This window comes from Alteromonas sp. MMG017, assembly GCF_018100795.1.
GTDB lineage: Bacteria > Pseudomonadota > Gammaproteobacteria > Enterobacterales > Alteromonadaceae > Alteromonas.
This window is the reverse complement of sequence record NZ_JAGJDY010000077.1, coordinates 1-429: the sequence shown is the minus strand read 5'-3', so window position 1 is coordinate 429 and position 429 is coordinate 1. Positions and strand designations below refer to the sequence as shown.

Sequence of the window (429 nt, the reverse complement as noted above, 5' to 3'; positions counted from 1 at the left end):
AAAGTTATTGGAAAGTTATACACAAGGAGGGAACCCTACGTGTCAGAAGAAAATATCAAAAAAATTGTAAAGCGATACAAACTTCTTTCATCTTTTTGGCTGTTTGTTTTTTTAATTATCGCAATGTTTGCCAACTGGGCACTAATAGATTCAAATATTCGTAACCACTCAGAGCTTGGCCTTGAATACTATTCAAGTGATACAGGCTTTATTTGGGGCGCTATCATTGTTGGCTTAAACGTAGTTTTGCAGTTACTTTTCTACTCTCTAGAAAAAATCCTGCTCTTTTTGCAGCAAGAAAGCAGTTCTTCGAGTTAAATTGTGTATAACAAAAAAATTAAGTTCGCCCGCTGCGCGGGCTGGGACGCATACACGCAGGGCGGCTTCGCCAGTATGCCCTGCGCGCCTGCGCCCCTTATTTAAAAGTTA

General features: G+C 40.3%; 1 protein-coding gene. It reads left to right on the top strand.

Features of this window, described 5'->3' with window-relative positions:
* Positions 1–39 precede the first annotated feature (39 nt).
* Positions 40–318 carry a hypothetical protein gene (locus J8L84_RS20295; protein ID WP_211072287.1) on the top strand — a complete coding sequence of 93 codons (279 nt, stop codon included), beginning with the start codon at positions 40–42 and terminating at the stop codon, positions 316–318.
* The last annotated feature ends 111 nt before the right edge of the window (positions 319–429 follow it).